General features: G+C 72.4%; 14 protein-coding genes. 3 read left to right on the top strand and 11 right to left on the bottom strand.

From position 1 onward, the window contains the following. Positions 1 to 127 precede the first annotated feature (127 nt). The 11 genes from serS to ACZ6JY_RS21275 form a co-directional block, all read right to left on the bottom strand. Positions 128 to 1405: a serine--tRNA ligase gene (gene serS, locus ACZ6JY_RS21325; RefSeq protein WP_469197631.1), complete on the bottom strand. Its 1278-nt coding sequence runs from the start codon at positions 1403 to 1405 to the stop codon at positions 128 to 130. A 143-nt stretch (positions 1406 to 1548) separates the two neighbouring features. Further along, complete coding sequence (locus tag ACZ6JY_RS21320) at positions 1549 to 2769, bottom strand: beta-ketoacyl-[acyl-carrier-protein] synthase family protein (RefSeq protein WP_469197629.1); 1221 nt, start codon at positions 2767 to 2769, stop codon at positions 1549 to 1551. Beyond that, the gene (locus ACZ6JY_RS21315) at positions 2769 to 2999 is read right to left on the bottom strand and encodes an acyl carrier protein (protein WP_469197627.1); all 231 of its coding nucleotides are present in this window, start codon (positions 2997 to 2999) and stop codon (positions 2769 to 2771) included. The genes ACZ6JY_RS21320 and ACZ6JY_RS21315 overlap by 1 nt, the downstream gene beginning before the upstream one ends. A 76-nt stretch (positions 3000 to 3075) precedes the next feature. Next, a complete protein-coding gene (locus ACZ6JY_RS21310) occupies positions 3076 to 4098 on the bottom strand; it encodes a beta-ketoacyl-ACP synthase III (protein WP_469197625.1) in 1023 nt (340 codons plus the stop codon). Beyond that, the gene (locus tag ACZ6JY_RS21305; RefSeq protein WP_469197623.1) at positions 4095 to 5078 is read right to left on the bottom strand and encodes a ferritin family protein; all 984 of its coding nucleotides are present in this window, start codon (positions 5076 to 5078) and stop codon (positions 4095 to 4097) included. Before ACZ6JY_RS21305 ends, ACZ6JY_RS21310 begins: the two co-directional genes overlap by 4 nt. Further along, complete coding sequence (locus ACZ6JY_RS21300) at positions 5075 to 5629, bottom strand: flavin reductase family protein (protein ID WP_469197621.1); 555 nt, start codon at positions 5627 to 5629, stop codon at positions 5075 to 5077. Before ACZ6JY_RS21300 ends, ACZ6JY_RS21305 begins: the two co-directional genes overlap by 4 nt. Beyond that, on the bottom strand, positions 5626 to 6168 hold the full coding sequence (locus ACZ6JY_RS21295; RefSeq protein WP_469197619.1) for a hypothetical protein: 543 nt from the start codon (positions 6166 to 6168) through the stop codon (positions 5626 to 5628). The genes ACZ6JY_RS21300 and ACZ6JY_RS21295 overlap by 4 nt, the downstream gene beginning before the upstream one ends. A 25-nt stretch (positions 6169 to 6193) precedes the next feature. Then, on the bottom strand, positions 6194 to 6676 hold the full coding sequence (locus ACZ6JY_RS21290) for a type II toxin-antitoxin system RatA family toxin (protein ID WP_469197617.1): 483 nt from the start codon (positions 6674 to 6676) through the stop codon (positions 6194 to 6196). Positions 6677 to 6678: 2 nt separating this feature from the next. Continuing rightward, positions 6679 to 7980 (bottom strand): aspartate aminotransferase family protein, encoded by a 1302-nt coding sequence (locus tag ACZ6JY_RS21285; RefSeq protein ID WP_469197615.1) that lies wholly within the window; start codon positions 7978 to 7980, stop codon positions 6679 to 6681. 46 nt (positions 7981 to 8026) lie between these two features. Continuing rightward, positions 8027 to 9166 carry an acyl-CoA dehydrogenase family protein gene (locus tag ACZ6JY_RS21280; RefSeq protein WP_469197613.1) on the bottom strand — a complete coding sequence of 380 codons (1140 nt, stop codon included), beginning with the start codon at positions 9164 to 9166 and terminating at the stop codon, positions 8027 to 8029. A 35-nt stretch (positions 9167 to 9201) separates the two neighbouring features. Next, positions 9202 to 10842 carry an aldehyde dehydrogenase family protein gene (locus tag ACZ6JY_RS21275; RefSeq protein ID WP_469197611.1) on the bottom strand — a complete coding sequence of 547 codons (1641 nt, stop codon included), beginning with the start codon at positions 10840 to 10842 and terminating at the stop codon, positions 9202 to 9204. Positions 10843 to 11094: 252 nt separating this feature from the next. Between ACZ6JY_RS21275 and ACZ6JY_RS21270 the strand changes: the two genes are divergently transcribed. From ACZ6JY_RS21270 to ACZ6JY_RS21260, 3 genes are all read left to right on the top strand, one after another. Further along, positions 11095 to 11415 (top strand): acyl carrier protein, encoded by a 321-nt coding sequence (locus tag ACZ6JY_RS21270; RefSeq protein WP_469197608.1) that lies wholly within the window; start codon positions 11095 to 11097, stop codon positions 11413 to 11415. Between the two features lie 32 nt (positions 11416 to 11447). Then, positions 11448 to 17153, top strand: coding sequence for a type I polyketide synthase (locus ACZ6JY_RS21265; protein WP_469197607.1), 5706 nt, complete (start codon positions 11448 to 11450; stop codon positions 17151 to 17153). Between the two features lie 127 nt (positions 17154 to 17280). Further along, the gene (locus ACZ6JY_RS21260; RefSeq protein ID WP_469197605.1) at positions 17281 to 18936 is read left to right on the top strand and encodes a fatty acid--CoA ligase; all 1656 of its coding nucleotides are present in this window, start codon (positions 17281 to 17283) and stop codon (positions 18934 to 18936) included. Positions 18937 to 19000 lie beyond the last annotated feature (64 nt).

The raw sequence follows: 19000 nt of genomic DNA, 5'->3' as shown, positions 1-19000 counted from the left end.
CTGTGGGCCCCACGTAGTGTGCGCTGAACGTGGGAAGACGCGGCGGGTGACGCAGAGGGGGGGGGGGGGATTAAGGGTGATCACCTGGCCCCCCCCCACCGGCCGTTCCCCGAGCGGTCCGTGTCGGTCACTCGGTCGTGCCGTCGGGCCGTATCCGCCGGAACCCGGTGTACGGGACGAGCGCCTCCGGCAGCTCCACCGAACCGTCGGTCCTGGCGCCCTGTTCGAGGAGGGCGGCCACCGTGCGGCCGATGGGCAGCGCCGAGCCGTTGAGGGTCGCCGCGTGCTCCTTGCGCCCCTCGGCGGTGCGGACGCGGATGCCGGCGCGGCGGGCCTGGAAGGTGCCGCAGTCGGAGACGGATGAGATCTCCCGGTAGGAGCCGCTGCCCGGCAGCCACACCTCGATGTCGTACGTCATCCGGGCCGAGAACCCGAGGTCACCGGCGGGCAGCAGCACGACGCGGTAGGAGAGTTCGAGCCGCCGCAGGCACTCCTCGGCGTGGCCCACCATGAGTTCGAGCTGCGCCTGCGCGTCCTCGGGGGCGCAGACGCGGACCAGCTCCACCTTCTCGAACTGGTGCAGCCGCAGGATGCCGCGGGTGTCCCTGCCGTAGGCCCCGGCCTCGGCGCGGAAGCAGGGCGTGCGGGACGTGAACGCGTACGGCATGTCGCGGGCGTCCAGCGTCTGCTGCGCGAGCAGGTTGGTGAGCGGGACCTCGGCGGTGGGGATCAGGAACAGCTCGCGGTCGCCGACCCGGGTGGCGAACAGGTCGTCCTCGAACTTGGGGAGCTGGCCCGTGCCCGTCATGGTGTCGCGGTTGACGAGGAACGGCACGGACTGCTCGGTGTAGCCGTGCTCGGCGGTGTGCAGATCGAGGAAGAACCCGGCGAGCGCGCGCTCCAGGCGGGCGCCGGGGCCGCGGCTCACGGTGAACCGGGCGCCGGAGAGCCGCGCCGCGGACTTGCCGTCGAGGATGCCGAGGGCCTCCCCGACGTCGGCGTGGTGCCGGGCGTCGGAGGCCTCGCAGGGCGGCGGCCCGCCCCGGCGTATCTCCACCGCCTCCTTCTCCGAGTCGCCGTCCGGCACGGTGTCCAGCGGGATGTTGGGAATGGCGAGAGTCAGGTCCGCGAGCCGGCGGCCCGCTTCCTTGGCGGCGGCCTCGGCGCGCTGGACCTCGGCGCGCAGCGCGCGGGCCGCCTCCTTGTCCTGCTCGGAGGGCGGCCCTGAACGGCGTTCGCGCGACGCCTTGTTCATCTCGGTGCGCAGCCGCGTCACCTCGGCCTGCGCCTCGGAACGGCCGCGGTGGGCCGATTCGAGCGCGGTCACGTCGAGGTCGTGGCGGCGCCGGGCGAGCCGCCGTACGGCGTCGGGTCCTGCGGCGATCAGTTCGCGGGGATCGTGCATGACTGCTCCTGGGAGGTAGAGGTCCTGGGGAGGGTCCGTAATGCGCCGAGCCGCCCCCCTGGGCGAGGGGCGGCTGCGGCTCCTGCCGGTGGCAGGGGTCGGGGAGGGGAGGACGCGGAGTGGGAGCGGGTTCGCTCCGGCACTCACGCGGGGGCGAGGGCCAGGACGGTGTTCTGGCCGCCGAACCCGCAGGAATTGCTGAGCGCCAGATCGATGGGCATGGAGGTCGCCGTGTAGGCGAGCTTGATGTCGACCTCCGCGTCGGGCATGACGAGGTTGGCGATGGGAGGGACCAGTTCGTGCTCGATGCTCAGCAGCGTGAACGCCGCCTCCACCGCCCCGGCCGCGCCGAGCAGGTGCCCGGTCACGCCCTTGGTCGAGGTGACGAGCGGGTCCCCCTGGAGGGTCCGTTTCACCATCCTCGCCTCGGCGATGTCGTTCAGCGGCGTCGAGGTGCCGTGGGCGTTGACGTGCTGCACGTCGTCCGGGTCGGCCCCGGCGTCGGCGAGGGCCGCGCGAACGGCCGCCTCGACCCCGTGTCCGTCCGGATGCGGCGACGTCATGTGATGGGCGTCCGCGGTGGCGCCGTAGCCGATGATCCGGCCGTGCACGTGTGCTCCGCGGGCCCTGGCGTCCTCGACGCGTTCCATGACGAGGATGCCCGCGCCCTCACCCGCGACGAAGCCGTCCCGGTCGGCGTCGAAGGGGCGTGACGCGTGGGTCGGGTCGTCCTCGCGCCGGGACAGGGCGCCCATCTGCGCGAAGCCGGCCATCACCAGCGGGGTGATCATGGCCTCGCTGCCGCCCGCGAGGACGACGTCACAGCGGCCGAGGGCCAGCAGGTCCCTGGCCGTGCCGATGGCCGTCGCCCCGGAGGCGCAGGCGGTGGCCACCACCAGGTTGGGTCCCGTCGCCCCGAACTCGATGGCCGTCTGACCGGCCAGCATGTTCGGGAGCTGCATAGGCAGCAGCAGCGGCGAGACGCGGTCGGCGCCCTTCTCCCGCAGGGCGTGGTGCTGTTCCTCGACGGTGCCGGGTCCGCCGTCGGCGCAGCCGAGCACCACGCCGACCCGGGCGCCGTCCCAGGTCAGCGGGTCGAGTCCGGCGTCGGATATGGCTTCTCTGGCGGCGACCAGCGCGAACTGCACGAACCGGTCGAGACGTAGGGCCCGGCGGGCCGACAACAGTGCTTCGGGGTCGAAGCCGGGCACACGGCAGGAGATCCGAACCGGGTTGTCCGCCAGTACGGGGTCGAACGCCGCGCCCGACCGGCCCTCGCAGACCGCCGCCCAGCTCGGCCCCACCCCGATGCCGCCAGGGGTGACGAGGCCGAGCCCGGTGACGGCGATGTCGATGCCGGCCATCAGACCTTCGCGCTCCTCGTCTCCATGAGCTCCACCATGTCCGCCACCGTGTCGGCCTCCAGGAGGTCGTCGTCGCTGACGTCGATGTCCAGTTCGGACTTGAGCAGCAGCGACAGCTCCACCACGGCGAGCGAGTCCAGCTCGATGTCGTCCTTGGTGGCCTCCGGAGTGATCGACTCGGGGGACACCTTGAGCTTGTTGGACAGGATTTCCTTGAGCTGCTCCAGCATGACGATCCCTTTCGGAAGGCGTACGCGCCGTTCGGCGTACGGGTCTTGAGGAGGTACCGTCCGGCGCCGGCAGGCGTCAGACGGACTGCACTTCGGGCCAGACGAGCGTGGCGGCCCCCCAGGAGAGCCCGCCGCCGAAGGCGGTGAGCAGCACCCGGTGGCCGGCCGTGAGCCGGCCGTCGGCCGCGGCCTGGGACAGCAGCAGCGGGAGCGAGGCCGCCCCGGTGTTGCCGACCTGCTCGATGTTGCTGAGCTGCCGTTCTGCGGGGACGCCGAGCCGTTCGGCGACCGAGTCGAGGATGCGGGCATTGGCCTGGTGCGCCGCGAAGCGGTCCACGTCCGCGAGGCGCCAGCCCGCGAGCTCGGCCGCCTCCTGCGACGTGGCGGTCATCCGCTCCACCGCGTGCCGGTAGGTGTCGCGGCCGACCATGTGGAAGTACTCGTCGCCCGGCTCGACGGGGGTGCCCGCCGAGCGCTGGCGGGAGCCGCCGGCCGGCACCTCGATGAGATGGCTCAGCTCGCCGTCGCTGCCGAGGACCAGTGGGCCCACCGCGCCCGGCTCGTCGGGCGAACCGGCCCGCAGGACCACGGCCCCCGCGCCGTCCGCGAAGATCACGGCGGTGGTGCGGTCCTCGGGGTTGACGATGGTGGTGAACGCGTCCGCGGCCACGAGCAGCACCCGCTCCGCGACCCCCGAGGCGATCAGCCCGGAGGCGGTGGCGATCCCGTACAGGAAGCCCGAGCAGACGGCGGCGACGTCGAACGCCGCGACCTGGCCGAGCCCGAGCCGCGCCGCGACCTGCGGCGCGGTCGCGGGGCACGGCTGGTCGGGGGTGGTGGTGGCGAGCACGACCGCGTCCACCTGCTCCGTGCTCGCCGACTTCAGCGCGCGCAGACCGGCCTCCACCGCCAGGTCGGAGGTGGCGGTGCCCGGCGAGACCACGTAACGCTCGGCGATTCCGGTGCGGGAGCGTATCCACGCGTCGGAGGTGTCGAGGCGCTGCGAGAGCTCGTCGTTGGTCACCAGGTTCGGCGGCACGTAGGAGCCGATGCCGCAGATCACCGCCGACCGGCCGAGGGGGCGGGCCGCGCCGCTCATGCGCCCGGCTCCGCGCTGCTGAGGACGTCGACGGGCAGGCCCATGTAGGCCATGCGGGACTCCGCCATCTCGTCGGTCCACTGCTCGGCCATGTCGTACCGCTGCTCGGGGGTGGTGTCGAGCATCCGTACGCCCGGCCAGATCTCGTAGTCGCCGATCTTGTCCGCGTGGTCGGCCATGCCCTTCTGGAAGAGCTCCTCGCGGTGGATGACGAACTCCCGGTCGGGCACCTCGTCCCAGAGCTTCACCCCGGCGCGCAGGATCTCCATGAGCCGCGGGCGGTACTCGGGGTGGGCCACGATGTGGTCGCGCAGGATGGTGCTCGCCACGGTGAGGTGGCGGATCTCGTCGATGGCGGTGCCGCGCGAGATCTCGCCGGTGGCGGGGGAGAGCGGCGTCCACTTGCGCTCGCTCAGCTCGGCGGCCGGGGCGAGGACGCCCTCGATGACGATGGCGAACACGGCGACGCCGCCTGCGAAGTCCCGCTGGTCGCGGACGATGTCGAGGGTGAAGTCGACGACCGGGTTCAGGACCCGCTCGCGGTAGTCCGCGGCCATCTCGTCGATGTCCTTGAGCAGGGTGCCCGCGGGCTCGCCCAGCTCCACCAGGTGGTTGCGGAAGACGCGGGCGTGCCGGGCCTCGTCGATGAGCTGGGTCGCGTAGAACTCCATCTCGGGGATGCCCGGGGCCAGCGACACGTAGTGGCCGAGCAGCCGGGTGGCGATCTCCTCGGACAGGCCGCGGAAGCCGAACTCCAGGATCAGCGCGTCCCGCAGCGGCCCGGGCGCCTTCAGGAAGTCCGGGACCGTCGCGTCCGCGTGGTGCCCGGTCGCGCCGCGGTCGCGCAGGGTGCCCTGGGCCACCGAGGTGAACCAGTACGCGAGGTCGCAGTCGTCGGGTCCGAGGGTCAGTTCCTTCGCGCCGTCGAGTAATCCCGGTGCCTTGTCCCAGTCGGCCTCGGGGGCCACAGAACCGCTCATGATGCCGATGTCTCCTTCGTGGTGCGGGCGGGGTGCAGGGCGCCGGCGACGAGGCCGCCCGCGTAGCTGAACAGCGGCGGGCCGCTCTCGGCGGTGGCCCGCACGACGTGGCCGAGCAGGACCTCGCCGTCGCCGGCCCGGTGCGAGGAGTGCACCCGGCAGGTGTAGTGGGCGAGCGCCCCCGACAGGCGGGGGGCGTGGGCGTAGGAGTCGTCCGTGAAGGACAGGCCGTCGAACTGGGCGCTGCCGTCGGGGCGGGAGCTGTCCGCGAACCACCGCGCCAGGTCGCCCTGTGCGCCGTCGAGGACGTTGATGACGAAGCGCCCCTCGGCCGCGGCGAGCCGCGCGAACGACGATCCCGGCCGCATGGCGACCCCGACGAGCAGCGGCTCGCGCGAGACCAGGGTGACGGTGCTCGCCGTGGTGCCGTGCAGCACCCCGGCGTGGCCGACGGTGAGGACCGACACGGGCGACGCCAGGTGGTACAGCGCCCGGCGGCGCTCGGCGGGGTCCTGCCGCACCGGACGGCGCAGCTGGGTCAGTGTGCTCATCGCAGGGCCCCCTCACGGGTACGGGCCGCCTGGACCGGCAGCTTGACGATGTGGCCCACCGGCTCCGGGTCCTGCGCGTGGCCCACCGGCTTGGGGTGGGCGATCCCGAGGTCGTCCAGGATGCGCAGGTAGCCGCTCTGGCGTACCGGCTCGAAGGGCAGTGCGAAGGACTTCATGAAGTTGCCGAACAGACCGCGGTCGCCGAAGAGGTGGAAGGGCAGCACGAGCAGCGCCCACTCGGGACCGATCAGCCAGCACCAGGCGGCGGCCACCGCGGCCTGGGTGATGAGGCTGTGCATGACGTTGTAGAGGACGTAGTACACCTTGGAGATCGGCTGTCCGCCGCTGCGCCGGAAGGCGATGGCGCCGGGGATGTAGCCGATCAGGTCGATGTAGAGGAACAGCGCGACCGCCGGTATCCAGCGGATCTCGCCGATGTGGGCGATGAGCAGCCCGGTGGAGACCGCGAAGCCCACCAGGTACTCGGCGCGGTGCAGGGAGAACGTCTTCGGTGTCTCGAAGGGATTTGCCTGGTCCATGGCTGGTCAGCTCCTGGCGGGGTTCTCAGGCGCCGACGGCGGCCGGCTGGGACAGCTCCATGCCGCCCGCGATGCGGGTGGCGGGGAACAGGCCGGTCAGCGACCAGGCGACGGTCTCCTTGATGACCCGCTCGGCGATCGGGTCGAGGATGCCTTCGAGGCTCGGGATGCCGAAGTCGAAGTCGGCGTCGAAGCGGACGGCGACGTCGTCGCCGTTCTGCGTGACCGACCAGACCCCGGTGAAGGAGTCGAAGTCGCCGTCGCTCTGCTCGAAGCGGATCTCGCCCTGCTCCGGCAGGAAGACGTCGTCCTCGGTCCAGCGCAGCAGGCCGGAGCGGAAGTGCAGCTCCCAGTCGGAACTGCAGTTGGCCTCGGGGTAGGTGGCGTGCACCGTGGTGGAGTTCACGTGCGGGGCCAGGTCGGGGTACTTCTCCCAGCGCCGCACGGCGTCGAAGACCGTCAGGGCCTGCTCCGCGGGGACCACAGCTTCCAGTTCAACGTGTCGCACGATCAGTTGCCGCCTTTCGGCATGGTGGCCGCGCCCCGCACGAGGTCGCGCGTGGCCAGGTCGAAGGAGTTGAGGAGGAACTCCACGTCGGTGTCGCTCAGGACGGCGGGCGGCGTGAACCGCACCACCGAGCTGCCGTTCATGGAGTGGTTGGCGACCACCCCGTGGTTGAAGAGCTCGATCAGCAGCTCGCCGGCCAGGCCGGCCTCGACGAGCTCCACGCCGATGAGCAGGCCCTGACCCCGTACGTCGACGACGAGTTCGGGGATGTTGCGGTACGCGATCTCGGCGATCCGCGGCAGGAGCGCGGCGCCCAGGTCGGTGGCCCGGGTCACCAGGCGCTCCTCCTTCATGGCCCGCACCGCGCCCTGCACCGCGGCCATCAGGACGGGCTGTCCCGAGAAGGTGGCGGTGTGGATGTAGGGGTCCTTGTCGAAGGGGCGGAACGCCTTGCGGGTGGCGACGGCCGCGGAGACCGGCAGGACACCGCCGCCCAGCGCCTTGCCCGCGAGCAGCACGTCGGGCCGTACGTCCTCGAAGTCGGCGCCCCACCACTCGCCGAGGCGGCCGAAGCCGGACTGGATCTCGTCGAGGATCAGGAAGCCGTCGTGCTCGCGGACCAGTTCCTCGACGCGCTTCAGGTAGCCCTTGGGCGGGATGATGACGCCGCCCTCGCCCTGGACGGGCTCCAGGATGACGCAGACCTCGCCGGGGTGGGCGGCGAGCTCCGCCTCCAGGGCGTCGGCGTCACCGAAGGGCAGGTGGTGGAAGTCGGGGATCAGCGGCCTGAACGGCCTCTGGTAGACCTCCTTCGCGGTGGCGGACAGGGCGCCCAGCGTCTTGCCGTGGTAGCCGCCCGTCATGGACACCGTCCGCTTGAAGCCGCCGGCGCGGGCCAGCTTCAGGCCGGTCTCCACGGCCTCGGCGCCCGAGAGACCGAAGTGCACGCGGTCCAGGCCCTCCGGCATGACGGAGACCAGGGCCTCGGCGGCACGGGCCACCGTCGGTTCGAGCAGGATGCGGGTCGCGGTGGGGTGCGTACGGAGCTGGCGCTCGATCGCCTCCATCACGATGGGGTGGCGGGCGCCCATGATGAACACGCCGTAGCCGCCCGCGTTCAGGAAGCGCTCGCCGTCGCTGGTGGTGAGCCAGGCTCCCTCGGACGCCACCTCCATGTGGCTGCCGAAGAGCTCGGCGAGAGTGGCCCTGCCCTTGCTCAGATGGGCCCGGTACAGGCCGAGGACCTGCGCCTCGGTGTCGGCCGCGGGAGCCGCGGTCGCCGGGTTCTCCTGGATTACGGTCACGGTTAACTCACTCCAAGGAAGCGGGTGCGGGATTCGGGGCTGCGGGTCAGGCGAGGACCAGCGGGCCGCCGTCGAAGTAGCGCAGGAGCGGCTCGGCGGCGGCGCCCCGGCCCGGCGGGTGGAAGGCGATGGCGCCCGAGGCGGCCGCCGCGAGGGCGTGGCCCGATGAGCGGATGAAGTCCAGGCCGCCGAGGAGTTCGAGGGACTGCGAGGTGATGCGGGGCAGCGCGTTCTGCACGGCGTAGCGGGCGACGAGCACCCGGGCCACCGACGCCTCGTCGCCCGGCTCGGGGCCGATCCCGCGGGCCACGCCTTCGAGCAGCGCCAGGGCGGCGCCCAGCTCGACGCCGAGTGCGGCACGCTCCTGCACCGAGCCGCGCTCGCGCTCCTGCACCTGCTCGACCAGGGCGGCGGCGGCCCCCAGGTATCCGGCGGTGATGAGCATCTCGAACCAGACGAACCCGGCGGTCTGGAGGTCGTCCAGGCGGCGCGGGTCGTCCGCCCCGGCCCGTACGACCATGTCCTTCGGTACGAAGACGTCCTCCAGGCGCACCTCGTCGCTCTCGGCGCCGGCGAGGAGCTGGTTGCCCCAGAAGGAGTGGACGGAGAGGCCGGGGGCGTCGGAGGGGACCAGGGCGAGCGCGAGCTCGGGGTCACCCTCCAGGCCGTGGATGGCGATGCTCGCGGTGAGCAGGCTCATCGAGTGGGCGAGGCTGCACGGCTTCTTGGAGCCGGAGAGCAGGTAGCCGCCCTCGACGGGGCGCGCGGTCACCGAGGGGGTGAGGATGTTCTGCTCGGTGCGGCCCTCCGCCCAGCCGGAGGCCATGACCTGCTGCTCGGGGACGATCCGGCGCAGCAGCGCGCTCTGGGCGTCGGTCAGCCGGCCCTTGGCGGTGGCCAGGGAGTACAGCATGGCGACCGTGAAGTGGTGCATGGAGACGGCCGCGGCGAGGGACGGCGACAGGGAGCCGAGGGCGAACTGCGTGTGCAGCGCGTCCAGCGGGGCCGCGCCGTGGCCGCCGTACTCCTCGGGTATCAGCAGGCCGACCCCGCCGTGGATGCGGAAGAGGTCGATGATGGGGCTGCCGGGTTTCTCCCGCTCGGTGTAGGGGATTTCTTCCAGTTCCTTGAGCAGGCCGGGATGGTAGCGCTCGGAGACGGCCCGAGCGGCTTCGAGGGAACGCACGTCAGAACCTCCGGAGGAGTGGGGAGAAGGGCTGCTCAGTCGTCGAAGGCGCCGAAGACCGCGTCGTAGGGGCTGACGTCGCGCGCGATGCTGACGCCCTGCACGTGGGAGGTCTTGAGCATCGGGTAGTTGGCCTCGCCGAAGGCGCCGCCGGTGCGGCCGGTGCCGCCGTGGCTCGGCAGGTACGGCAGGAAGCCGATGTGGGAGTCGTTGACCTTCAGCAGGCCGCCGTTGACGACGCGGCGCACGAAGGTGTCGATGACGTGGTCGGAGCGCGACCAGAGGGAGTTGCGCAGCCCGTACTCGTTGGAGTTGACGAAGCGGAGGAAGTCCTCAAGGAGCGCGTCGTCGTTGTCGGTCTCCGGCACGATGACCGGGATCAGCGGGAAGAACGTCTCCTCGCGCACGACGTCGAAGGTGCGGGCCCGGTCGAGGCCGTCCACCCGGACGACGGTGGGCTGGAGGAAGACGCCGGTCTCCGAGGGGGTGCCGTCGAGCTCCATGCGGTTGCCGCCGGTGACGAGCTCGGCGCCGTTGTCCAGGGCCTGGCGCAGGAGGCGGAAGAAGCGCTCACTGCGGCGCACCGGGGACAGGAGGACGTCCTCCTCCTCGGGGAAGCCCGGCTTGATGGCCTTGACCTGCTCCTTCACCTCGGCGATGAGCTGGTCGGCGACGGCCGGGTGGACCAGGACGTAGTTGGGGACCATGCAGATCTGGCCGGAGCCGAAGAAGGACTCCGTGATGGCCTCCGCAGCCCACTTCACGTCGGCGTCCTTCCACACCACGATGCCGTCGTTGCCGGCCAGTTCGAGGATGGGCTTCTTGCCGTTGGCGACGCAGGCCTGCTCGAAGCGGAGGCCTTCCTGGCTGCCGCCGATGTAGAAGATGTCGTTGATCAGCGGGTCGGCGACCCAGCGGTCGATGGTCTGCTTCGGGTTGCTGCAGACCGCGTTCAGGACGCCGGGCGGTGCGTCGAACTCCTCCAGGATGGGGGCAACGATGTCACGGAGCAGCCACATCGTGGAGAGCGCGATGCTGCGGGGGGCCCGGACCACCACGGCGTTGCCGGCCATCAGGGCGAGCACGGAGAGCGCGGCGCTGGGCAGCGGGGCGTTCTGCGGCGGGTTGAAGGCCACGACGCCGTCGGGCTGGCGCTGAAGGATCAGCTTGCGGCCGCCGTACTCCTTCTCGACCCGCATCTGCTTGGTGTACCAGCGCAGGCTGCCGGGGGCGTAGATCTGCAGGAGGCAGCTCAGCTCCCAGCGGGCCAGCTTCACCGGGTGGGACTCGGCGACCAGCATGTCCAGGAACTCGTCCTGGTGCTTGATGAGTTCCTCGCGGAAGCGGGTGCCGAGGCGCATCCGCCGCTCCTGCGGGACGGCCGCCCACTCCGGGGCCGCCGCCGCGGCGGCCTGGGTCGCCAGGTCGATGGCGGAGTCGTCGGCGATCGCGCACCGTCCCACCACGTACGGGTGGTTGGCCGCGTCGGATTCGGGGTCCTGCTCCAGGGTGCGCTTGAGGCTCACGCTGGTGAACACGTCTTCGAGGAGCGAACGTCCACTGACGGTGTAGACCCACCCGTCACCGGCGACGTCCTTGCCCGCGATATAGAGGTCGTAGCTCTTGAGGTCGGAATGTGCCGGAGCACTTTCCTCCTGTATGGCGCCGCGCAGCATATCCAGCCTTTCGGGGTGGGGTATCTCCGAGTGCTTTCCGATCCGGTGAGCTCTTGCGAAGCATCTCGATCGTGGCAGCAGCATCTGACTCCGCGCTGACACGGTGCTGATCGCCGAAAAGGCGAATCTATTGAGCCAACCCTGCATTCAGTGGGTGCGCCGAAGACTGAGTGACGGGCGCGAGGGGTACGCGCGCGACGTCAGTGAGGCGTCAGGGGTCATTGCTTCCATGTCCGCATGTCTCCCCTACACATGACACTTCAGCAATTCCGCGAACTTCCGCGGGCCGAGCTTGCCGAGGAAATGGAGCGGCTCCTCGTCAGCCGGTTCAGGGAGAGCCTGCTCATGGACGAGACCGAGGACCTGCCGCTCGACATCAGCTACTTCGACCTCGGCCTCACCTCGCTGAAGCTCACCGAGCTGCGGCAGACCCTGGAGGACGTCCTCGGCGTCTCCATCAACGCCAACGTGCTCTTCAACGAGCCCACGGTCAGCCGCCTCCTCGACCACCTCGTCGACGCGGTGTCCGACCCGTCCCACCGCATAGCCGGCGCGATACCCGGCACCGACTGATCCCCAGGGTCCCGGACAGAAGGAGACGCGGAATGCCGCACGAGGAATCAGAGAAGAACCAGGTGTCCGGCCGGGCGCCCGAGCCGATCGCGATCGTCGGCGTTGGCCTGCGATTCCCCGGCGGCAGTAATTCGCTGGACGAATTCGACACCTTCCTGCGCGAGGGGCGTTCGGGCATCGGGCCCATTCCCGGGGACCGGTGGGACGTCGAAGCCTTCACACCGCAGGGCCCGGACGACAAGGGGAAGATTCACACCACGTCCGGTGGATTCCTCGACCGCATAGACCGGTTCGACGCGTCTTTCTTCAACATCTCCCCGAAGGAAGCGCAGTACATGGACCCCCAGCAGCGCATGCTGCTGGAAACCGCCTGGCAGGCCCTGGAGCACGCCAACATCGACCCGGCGCCGCTGCGCCGCGGCAACGGCGGCGTCTACATCGGGGCGAGCTCCATCGACTACGCCCTCGAACTGGACTCCCTGCCCTACGAGGAGCTCGACGGCCTCCTCGCCTCCGGCATCACCATGTTCCCCCTCTCGGGGCGGCTCTCCTACTTCCTCGGCTGGCGCGGCCCGAGCATGAGCATCGACACGGCCTGCTCGTCCTCGCTCGCCGCCCTGCACGTCGCCGTCCAGGGGCTGCGCGCCGGCGAGACCGACATCGCGCTCTGCGGCGGCGTCAACGCCCTGCACCACCCCCGCATCCCCGTGATGTTCTCCAACGCGCAGATGCTGTCCCCCGACGGCCAGTGCAAGACCTTCGACGAGTCCGCCGACGGCTACGCCCGCGCCGAGGGCTGCGGCATCGTCGTCCTGAAGCGGCTCTCGGACGCCACCCGGGACGGCGACACCGTCCTCGCCCTGGTCAGGGGCACCGCCGTCGGCCAGGACGGCGACAGCGCGGGCCTGACCGTGCCGAACGGCCCCGCCCAGGAGAAGGTCATCCGCAGCGCGCTCGCCGCCGCCGCGCTCGCCCCCGAGGACATCCAGTACGTGGAGGCGCACGGCACCGGCACCCCGCTGGGCGACCCCATCGAGTTCGGCGCCATCGGCGACACGTTCGCCGACTCGCACACCAAGAGCGACCCGCTGCTCGTCGGCTCGGTGAAGACCAACCTGGGCCACATGGAGCCCGCCTCCGGCATCGTCGGCGTCATCAAGGCGGTCCTGCAGATCCGTTCCGCCACGATCTACCCGCACCTCAACCTCGACACCCCCTCCGGGCGCATCCCCTGGGACCTGTACCCGGTGCGGGTGCCCACCGCGTGCGAGCCGTGGAAGGCGCCGGTCAGGCGCGCGGTCGTCAACAGCTTCGGGTTCGCGGGCACCATCGGCGCCGTCGTCCTCGAACAGCCGCCCGCGCGGGCGGAGGACCGGGACACCGCGGAGCTCGAAGCCCCCGCGACCCCGATGTTCACGCTCTCCGCCAAGACCGCGGCCGCGCTGCGCGAGCAGGTGGACAGTTACCGGCAGCTCCTCGCCGACGACCCCGGCCTGCCGGTCGACGGGCTCTGCTACACCGGCAACGTGGCCCGCACCCACCACCCGTACCGCATCGCGGGCCCGGTCACCGACCGCGCCGCCCTCACCAAGCTCCTGGACAAGGCCGCCGACCGCGACCACGAGGGCCCGTCCGGCATCCGCAAGATCGCGTTCATGTTCAGCGGGCAGGGCGCGCAGTACGCGGGCATGGGCGCCGCCCTCTACGAGCGCTTCCCGGTCTTCCGCCGCCACGTCGACGCGTGCGACCGGCTCTTCTCCGCCCACCTCGACCGCTCCGTACGGGACCTCGTCATCGGCACCGCCGAGGACCCCGAGGCGATCGACCGCACCGAGTACACCCAGCCCGCCCTGTTCACCCTGGAGTACGCGCTCGCGCAGCTCTGGATCTCCTGGGGCGTCCGCCCGAACGTGCTGATCGGGCACAGCATCGGCGAGGCCTCTGCCGCCGCCGTCGCCGGACTGTTCAGCCTCCCCGACGCCGTCACGCTGGTGGCCGCGCGGGCCCGGCTGATGCAGGCGGTGCGCGCCGAGGGCGGCATGGCCGCGGTCGCCGCCCCCGCCGAGGACGTCCTGCCGCTCCTCGACGCCCACCCCGGCCTGGCGCTCGCCGCGTCCAACGCCCCCGACCAGTGCGTCATCTCCGGCGCCTCGGACGCGCTCGCGCAGGTCACCGCCGATCTTGCCGCGCAGGGCCTGCGCGTCGACCAGCTCGCCGTCTCGCACGCCTTCCACTCGCCGCAGATGGCCGAGGTGTACGACGACTTCCGCGCCGCCCTGGACGACATCACCTTCCGCGAGCCGGCCATCAGCCTGATCTCCAACGTCACCGGCAAGCTCGCCCGCTTCCGCGAGATCGGCACCCCCGACTACTGGGTGCGCCACATCGGCGAGCCCGTGCAGTTCCTCTCCGGCATCCGCGCGGTGGCCAAGCGCGGGCGCCACGCGCTCGTCGAGATCGGCCCCTCGACCGCGCTGACCGCGCTCGCCCAGCGCTCGCTGCCCGTCGATGACCACCTGTGGCTGGCCAGCCTGCGGCGGCGCGACCGCGGCGGCGACACCACGCTGCGGGCCCTCGCCGAGTACTACGCCGCCGGGCTCCCGGTCTCCTGGGCCGGCTACCACGAGGGCCGTGCCGTACCGGACAAGCTCGCCCTGCCCACCTACGCCTTCCAGCGCAAGCGCTACTGGCTGCCCTCCGTGACCCCGCGCAGGGGCGGCGCGCAGGGCGGCACGGCCCACCACCCGCTGCTCGGCGCCGAGGTCCGGCACGCAGAGGACGCCTCCCTGAGGGAGTTCACCGCGGAGTTCACCGTCGAGGAGCTCGGCGCGCTCGCCGACTTCGCCGACGGCGACCGTACGACACTGCCCGCCGGTGCCTACGTCGACCTGCTGCTCGCCCTCCAGGACGCCGTGCACGGGCACACCCGCGCCGCCGTCCGCTGGCTGCGGCTGCTCGAACCGCTCACCCTCACGGCCGAGACCCCGCTCACGCTGACCACCCGGCTCACCCCCGGCGCCGAAGGCGACACGGCGGTGACGGTCCTGACCAGCGCCGAAGCGGGCGAGGGCCAGGAAGGTGGGGAGCGCGTGCACGCCACCGCCGTGCTCGCCGCCGCTCCCGAGCAGGACGAGCCGGACCTCGCGGGCCTCGCCCTCGAAGCCGCCGTTCTCCGGAGCGACGCCGAGGACCTCTACACCGACCTCGCCTCCGTCGGCCGTCCGCACGGCCCGCGCGCCAGGGTGCTCCTCGGCGCCGCCCGCCACCAGGACGGCATCGCCTCGGGCGAGCTGGACTGCCGCGGCACCACCGCCGTCGAGCAGGTGCCCGCCGAGCTGGTCGAGGCCGCGCTCCAGGCCGCCGTCGCCCTCGACCCCGAGGGCCCGGTCTTCCACGCCCGCGAGGTCGCCTCCGTACGGCACTTCAAGAAGCCCCGCGGCGAGCGGCTGCGCGTGGTCGCCCGCGTCCGCACGGAACGGGACAGGCGCCTCGCCGACATCCTGGTCCTCGACGGCAGCGGTCCCGTCCTCGAACTCGGCGGGGTCCTGCTCGCCCGCCCCGAGGGCCCGGCCGGGCAGCGGCAGTTCCTGCACCGCCCCGAGTGGGTGCGCCGCGCGCTGCCCGCCCTCGACGACACCACGCCCCGCCACGCGCTGCTCCTCGGCGGCACGGCCGACGCGGGCCCGGGCACGCTGCGGGTCACGCCCGTCGCCGACCTCGCCACGCTCAAGACCGCCCTGGACGACACCTCCGTCACCGACGTCTGCTGGCTCTGGCGGCCCGAGGCCGGCGCCATGTCCGCCGAGCTGATGCGCGCCGAGTGCGAGCGCAACTACCGGGAGCTGCTCGGCCTGGTCACCGTCCTCGACGCGGCGGCGCAGCAACGCCCGCCGAGGCTCTGGCTGGTCACCGAGGGCGCCCAGCGGCTGCCGGGCGACCGCCCCGGCGACGGCGCCCACCTCGCCGCCGCCACCCTCTGGGGCTTCGGCCGCGTCCTGCTCACCGAGTCCCCGCAGTACCGGACGACCCTGGTCGACGTCGAGCGGGGCGGCGGCCTCGCGGCACTGTTCGACGAGTGCCGCGCCGAGGCTCCCGGCGAGTACCAGGTCGCGCACCGCGCCGGCGGGCGTTACGTCCGCAGGCTGCTGCCCGGCGACTCCACCCGCACCTGGCCCGGCGGCTTCGCCCTGCACACCCCCGGCTCCGGGGACCTCTCCGACCTCTCCCTGGCGCCCGTCGAGGACCGCGCCCCCGCGGCCGGCGAGGTCCAGGTGCGGGTCGCCTCGGTCGCCCTGACCGCGGCGGACGCCCGTACCGCCCTGGAGGGCGAGGAGTCCGGCGGCACCGGGCCGATCCTCGGGTCGCTGGCCGCGGGGACCGTCCTCGCGGCGGGCGCCGAGGCGGCGTTCACCGCGGGCGACGAGGTCCACGTACGCCATGACGGCGCCCTGCGCGCCACCCTCACCGTGCCCGCGTCCGCGGTGGCGCTCGTGCCCGGAGCGGCGGCCGGCGAGGAGCGGTCCGCGGCGACCGCGTTCCGTCTGGACGAGATCGGCGAGGCGCTGCGCACCGCGGCGGCGGACACCGGCACCGAGGTGTGGGTCGATGTGCCCGGCGGCCCCGAGGCCGAGCCCGCCCCGGCCCGCGTCCGCCCCGACCGCACCTATCTCGTCACCGGCGGCCTCGGCGGCCTCGGCCTGGTCACCGCCCGCAAGCTGGTCTCCCTGGGCGCCCGGCACCTGACCCTGGTCAGCCGCGGCGGAAAGGCCACCGAAGAGGCCGCGCAGGTGCTCGCCGAGCTGTCGGAGCGGGCCGAAGTCGCCGTCGTACGAGCGGATGTGAGCGACGCGCGGGACGTGCGGCGCCTCGCCGACGAGCTCGCGGCGGGCCCGCTGCCGGTCGGCGGCGTCGTGCACGCGGCAGGCTCCTTCGACAAGCGCCTCATCGCCGAACTGACCTGGGAGTCCATCGACGCCCAGCTCGCCCCGAAGGCGTACGGCGGCTGGCTGCTCCACGAGGCGGCCGAGGCCTCCTTCCCCGAACTGGAGTTCTTCGTCACCTACTCCTCGATCGCCTCCGTGCTCGGCGGCGCCACCCAGGGCCACTACGCGGCGGCGAGCGCGGGCCTCGACAGCCTCGCCGAGTGGCGCGGCCTCAAGGGGCTGCCCGGCCTCTCGGTCAACTGGGGCGCGTGGGCGCGGGTCGGCATGTCGGCCCGCCTCGACGACCAGCTCGCGGCGGAGATCGACCGCAGCGGCGTCCGCTTCTTCTCGCCCACCCGGGCCCTGGACACCCTGGCCCGGCTCTGGCAGCGGCCCGGCAGCCGCCGGGTGGTGGGCGAGTTCGACTGGGGGCGCTATGTGTCGGGCGGCGGCGTGGACGACGCGTTCTACGACCGGCTCGCCCGGCAGGACCAGGCGGGCGCGGACGGCACCGGCATCGACCTGGGCGCGCTCGTGGCCCTGCCGAAGCCCGAGCGGACCGCCGTGATCGCCGCGGCGGTACGCGAGCAGGTGGCGGGCGCGCTGCACATGGACGACGGCGACGACCTCGACCAGAACGCCGAGTTCGTCTCGCTCGGCCTGGACTCGCTGATGGCCCAGACCGTCAAGGGCGGCCTGGAGACGCTGTTCCGGCTGCCGCTGCCGGCCTCGCTGACCTTCGACCACCCCACGGTCCGCAGGCTCACCGAGTTCCTCGACGGCCGACTTGCCCCGGCCGCGCAGCAGCACCCGTGAAACCCGCCGGGCGGCGGGGCCGACCCTGCCCGCCGCCCGGCGGCGGACACCCACGATTTCCACCCCCACGGCATCCACTCACGTTCACGACACCCACCGAGATGTCCTACGCAACGGGGAGACCACAGTGAGAGAGCACACCACCAGGGACTGGACGCTGACGCGCACCTCCCGGACCCACGCGGGGGGCCGCGCGGAGCACGCGGCGATCATCTGCGAGGACCGCACCACCACGTACGCGAAGCTGCACCGGGACAGCAACCGCGCGGCCCACGCCCTGCGCGACGCGGGGATCGGGACCGGTGACCGCGTCGCCTACCTGGGCCGCGAGTCGGAGAACTACTACCTCACCATCCTGGCCTGCGCGAAGGCCGGAGCCGTCCTCGTACCGGTCAACTGGCGCCTCACCGGCGCCGAGGTGGACCACATCCTGCGCGACTCGGGCGCCGTGCTGCTCTTCGTGGACGACGAGTTCTGGGACACCGCGGACCGCGTGAAGCCGCACCTCCCGGGGCTGCGCACCGTCGTCCGTGTCGACGGCACCGACAGCGAGGGCGAACCGGCGCGCGGCACCGGCCTGCCCGCCTGGTACGCCAACCACCCCACCACCGACCTGGAGCCGGGCACCGGCCCCGACGACGCCGTGGTGCAGATCTACACCAGCGGCACCACCGGCCTGCCCAAGGGCGCGGTCCTGCCCCACCGGAGCTTCTTCACGCTGCCCGCCGCGATGCGGGAGCACGGCGTCGACTGGCTCGACTGGCTGCCGGACGACGTCAGCCTGATCTCCCTGCCGGGCTTCGGCATCGCCGGCATCGGCTGGTTCATGCACACCTTCAACGCGGGCGCGACGAGCGTGGTGATGCCGCAGTTCATCCCGCAGGAGGCCGTGCGGCTGATCCGCGAGCACCAGGTCACCATCACCTTCGCGGCGCCCGCCATGCTCCAGATGATGATGGCCGAACGCGGCGCGGGCCCCGAGGCGTTCGCCTCGATGCGCAAGATCGCCTACGGTGCCGCGCCGATGTCGGAGACGCTCCTGACCCGGTGCCTGGAGGTGTTCGGCTGCGAGTTCGCGCAGATCTACGCGAGCACCGAGACCGGCAGCGTCGCGGTGTGCCTGCCGCCCGAGGCCCACCGCCCCGGCACCGGGCTCCTCCGGTCGGTCGGCAGGCCCTGCCCCGGCAACGAGGTGAAGGTCGTCGGCCCCGACGGCGAGCGGCTGCCGCCGGGCGAGACCGGCCAGATATGCGTCCGCACCCCCTCGAAGATGCTCGGCTACTGGAACCTCCCCGAGGCCACCGAGCGCACGATGGTGGGGGAGTGGCTGCACATGGGCGACGCCGGCTACCTCGACGAGGACGGCCATGTGTACCTCAGGGACCGCATGAACGACACGATCATCGTGGCGGGCCAGAACATCTACCCCGCCGAGGTCGAGAAGGCCCTCGCCGCCCACCCGGCCGTCTCCGACGCCGCCGTGGTCGGACTGCCCGACGCACGCTGGGGCGAGGCGGTGCACGCCGTCGTCGTCCTGCGGCCCGGCGCCGCGGTCAAGCCCCGCGAACTCCTGGTCGCCCTGCGCGGCAAGCTCGCCGACTACAAGATCCCGAGCGCCTTCCACTTCGCCGACGACCTGCCGCGCAACCCCTCGGGGAAGATCCTGCGCCGCGCGGTGCGCGAGCAGCTCACCGCCGAGTCCGCCGGGACCCCCGCCCGCCTGCCGCTGCCCGCCCAGCGCCCCGCATCGGCACGGGCGGCCCAGCAGCCGCAGCGCGTCTGACGCACCGCCCCCAGAACCACACCACCAGGACCACACCCCAGAACCACACCTCCGTACCGCACCC

It is taken from the genome of Streptomyces sp. NPDC046335, from assembly GCF_055587985.1.
This window is presented reverse-complemented; position numbering and strand designations above follow the sequence as displayed.

What these genes read in the sequence shown, in the direction of transcription:
- serS (WP_469197631.1), bottom strand. Translation starts at nt 1,405, where the DNA reads ATGCACGATCCCCGCGAACTGATCGCCGCAGGACCCGACGCCGTACGG.
- ACZ6JY_RS21320 (WP_469197629.1), bottom strand. Translation starts at nt 2,769, where the DNA reads ATGGCCGGCATCGACATCGCCGTCACCGGGCTCGGCCTCGTCACCCCT.
- ACZ6JY_RS21315 (WP_469197627.1), bottom strand. Translation starts at nt 2,999, where the DNA reads ATGCTGGAGCAGCTCAAGGAAATCCTGTCCAACAAGCTCAAGGTGTCC.
- ACZ6JY_RS21310 (WP_469197625.1), bottom strand. Translation starts at nt 4,098, where the DNA reads ATGAGCGGCGCGGCCCGCCCCCTCGGCCGGTCGGCGGTGATCTGCGGC.
- ACZ6JY_RS21305 (WP_469197623.1), bottom strand. Translation starts at nt 5,078, where the DNA reads ATGAGCGGTTCTGTGGCCCCCGAGGCCGACTGGGACAAGGCACCGGGA.
- ACZ6JY_RS21300 (WP_469197621.1), bottom strand. Translation starts at nt 5,629, where the DNA reads ATGAGCACACTGACCCAGCTGCGCCGTCCGGTGCGGCAGGACCCCGCC.
- ACZ6JY_RS21295 (WP_469197619.1), bottom strand. Translation starts at nt 6,168, where the DNA reads ATGGACCAGGCAAATCCCTTCGAGACACCGAAGACGTTCTCCCTGCAC.
- ACZ6JY_RS21275 (WP_469197611.1), bottom strand. Translation starts at nt 10,842, where the DNA reads ATGCTGCGCGGCGCCATACAGGAGGAAAGTGCTCCGGCACATTCCGAC.
- ACZ6JY_RS21270 (WP_469197608.1), top strand. Translation starts at nt 11,095, where the DNA reads ATGACACTTCAGCAATTCCGCGAACTTCCGCGGGCCGAGCTTGCCGAG.
- ACZ6JY_RS21265 (WP_469197607.1), top strand. Translation starts at nt 11,448, where the DNA reads ATGCCGCACGAGGAATCAGAGAAGAACCAGGTGTCCGGCCGGGCGCCC.